3 protein-coding genes are annotated in these 2891 nt (G+C 66.3%); 2 read left to right on the top strand and 1 reads right to left on the bottom strand.

The annotated features are described in order from the left end of the window. The first annotated feature begins 236 nt into the window (after positions 1–236). A complete protein-coding gene (locus PUN71_RS22950; RefSeq protein WP_043456227.1) occupies positions 237–1580 on the top strand; it encodes a M16 family metallopeptidase in 1344 nt (447 codons plus the stop codon). Between the two features lie 65 nt (positions 1581–1645). Next, positions 1646–2146, top strand: a complete 501-nt coding sequence (locus PUN71_RS22945; RefSeq protein WP_349361827.1) for a DUF1579 domain-containing protein — start codon at positions 1646–1648, stop codon at positions 2144–2146. A gap of 275 nt (positions 2147–2421) precedes the next feature. Here PUN71_RS22945 and PUN71_RS22940 read toward each other — a convergent pair. Further along, positions 2422–2891, bottom strand: a 470-nt coding sequence (locus PUN71_RS22940; RefSeq protein ID WP_277800289.1) for an HNH endonuclease signature motif containing protein, incomplete at its 5' end; no start/stop codon positions are given.

Here is a 2891-nt window from a genome sequence, read left to right as displayed (position 1 = left end):
AACACCTCAAAGCCCACGGCGCGGGAAGCTGCCCCCCCCCCCCCGGGGGGGGCGGGGAAAGGGGCCCCGGCCACCACGGGGCGCGCGCCCGCAGGGAAGCGGGAGGAGGGCGCGCATCTCAACCGCCCGGGCCCCCCCGTCATAAAGCATGATTGGGGGGGCGGGGTGGTTTACCCCCCGGTCCCGCCGCTGTTACGATGGCAGCCAGATCCGGCTGCCCGTCCTGAAAGGCATCAATGACTGTTGTACCCCTGCCGCTTGAGCAGAACCACGCCGGCGACACCCTGGTCCACGGCTCCGACGGCGGGTCAGAGGTCCGGCGTTCAGTGCTGCCCGGCGGAGTGCGGGTGCTCACGGAGGCAATGCCGGGGCAGCGGTCAGCCACCATCGGGTTCTGGGTAGGAGTGGGCTCCCGGGACGAGGCTCCCGGCCAGCACGGCTCCACCCACTTCCTGGAGCACCTCCTGTTCAAGGGAACCAAGCGGCGCACGGCCCTCGAGATCGCCTCGGCTTTTGACGAGGTCGGCGGCGAATCGAACGCGGCCACCGCCAAGGAAAGCACCTGCTACTTCGCACGCGTCCTGGATACGGACCTGCCCATGGCAATCGACGTGATTGCGGACATGATCACCGGGGCCGTCCTGGATCCCGACGAGATGGAGCAGGAACGCGACGTCATCCTCGAGGAAATCGCGATGGACAGCGATGACCCCACCGACGTAGCGCACGAACACTTCGTCGCCGCCGTCCTTGGCAGCCACCCACTGGGCCGGCCCATCGGCGGGACCCCGGCTGCGATCAAGGCCGTAGCCAGGGACTCCGTCTGGGAGCACTACCGCCGGTACTACAAGCCTGAGGAACTGGTCATCACGGCGGCCGGCGGGCTGGAACACGACGTGGTCTGCGGGCTCGTGGTGGACGCCCTTGAATCAGCCGGGTGGTCGCTTGAACCCCATGCCGCACCAGTCAAGCGCCGTTCCACCGAGCGGGCCGTCATCACGGGAACCGCCGGGCTCCATGTGGTGAAGCGTGCCGTGGAGCAGGCGAACATCATCATGGGTTGCCCCACGATTGTTGCCACGGACGAACGCCGTTACGTCATGAGCGTCTTGAACGCGGTCCTCGGCGGCGGCATGTCCTCACGGCTCTTCCAGGAAATCCGCGAAAAGCGCGGCCTGGTGTACTCCACCTATTCGTTCGCATCGTCCTATGCAGACGCCGGCTATTTCGGTATGTACGCGGGCTGCACGCCGTCAAAGGTCAGGCAGGTGCTGGACCTGCTGGGCGTGGAGCTGGAAAAGCTTGCCGAACACGGAATTTCCGACGACGAGCTCCGCAAAGCGGTAGGCCAGCTGGGCGGCGGCATTGTCCTGGCCCTCGAGGACACCGGGTCACGGATGTCCCGGCTGGGCCGTGCTGAACTCGTCTCGGGGGAGTACCAGGACATCGACGAAACCCTGCGCCTCATCAAGGCCGTCACCACGGAGCAGGTGCAGGAGCTGGCCGCCGAGCTTGCTGCCGCACCACGGACCGTTACGGTCGTTGGTCCTTTCGAGGAGAACGAGACTTTCGGACTGTAAGAGGCTGGCAACGGTCCCGCGGAGAGTCCATCCTGAGGTATGGATGAACTTCGGCAGGGGCGGCATTGAACGGGCAGGGAACCCAGCACGGACATCCTGCGCTCCTGGGCCTGCTGGGTCACTGGCGCGGGACGACACGTGTTGCTGCCGGTCCCTGGGGGCCGGAGCACAGCGTGGACGCCGAAGTGACCTACAGCCAAGTGGCCGCCGGCCAGGGCGTGGTCCAGAGCTACCGGCATGTTGAACCAGACGGCAGCCATTTCGAAGGCCATGGCATCTTCACGGTTGATCCCGTCCACCAGGACGTGCTCTGGTACTACGTGGACAATTCCGGTGTCCCGCCGGGCGCCGCCGCACGTTGCACCTGGCACGACCGCGTCCTCCGCGTCGAACGCCACGGCGTCGGGGGCTGGACGCGCCACTCCATTTGGGTCCAGGACCAGGTCCTGACCCACGTCACCGAACTGAGGTCGGCCAGGGACGACGGCGATGCGGATGATTCGGGCACCAACGGAAAAGGTTCGATCTACAGGCCGTTCATGCGCTCTGTCTTCCACAAGGCGTAGCTGTGGCAACGCACGCCATAGTCGCTGATACACGGCAGGCGGAGCCGGGACGGCACGACGGCGAAGCGCACCAGGGCAGGCTGACAACGGCCGCTTCACAGCGAGGACAGGAAAGCCCCCTGTTGTGGGTCGGTGGGCAGCTGGAATGGCAGGGCGTAGAAGTCGTCCCAGAGCGGATCGTCCGCCGGAATCTGTTCTGGATCGAGCATGATGTTTCCGGGTGGTTCTTCGGGTGGCGGGTCCGGCCAGGCGGGCATTCCGGCGAGGAGCTGCTCTCAGTGCAGATCCTCCGGTTCCTGCGCTGGCAATTGGTGTTCGGGGTCCGGCCGGGCTGATGTTTGCGGCGGCGCGGCTACTCCTGGCGCGGTCGGGTTATGTGGCAGGGGGTTTTCGGTTTTTGGCGTCGCGATGACAATGCCGGGCAGCGCGGCACTACTCACCGGCAGAATGCCCGATGGCCAGTGGGTTGGTTTGGGGGTGGGGTGTTGGGGGTTGTAGTGGCGGCCGGTGGGTGAGGTCCAGCCCGGGGGCTCGTCCGGGGTTGCCGGATCCGGGGTCCAGTGGCTGTGGTGTTTGAGTCGATGATGTTTGGGGCAGAGCTGCGCCAGGTTGCTGACGTCCGTTGCGCCGCCCTGGTGCCAGGCGGTGAGGTGGTCGGTGTCGTTGTCCGGGGTGTGGTTGCTGCAGCCGGGGAAGGTGCATTTCCGGTCGCGGACCCTGAGCCATTGTTTGATGGCCGGGGTGA

Source organism: Arthrobacter sp. NQ7, assembly GCF_029581595.2.
Classification (GTDB): Bacteria; Actinomycetota; Actinomycetes; order Actinomycetales; family Micrococcaceae; genus Arthrobacter; species Arthrobacter phenanthrenivorans_B.
This window is presented reverse-complemented; position numbering and strand designations above follow the sequence as displayed.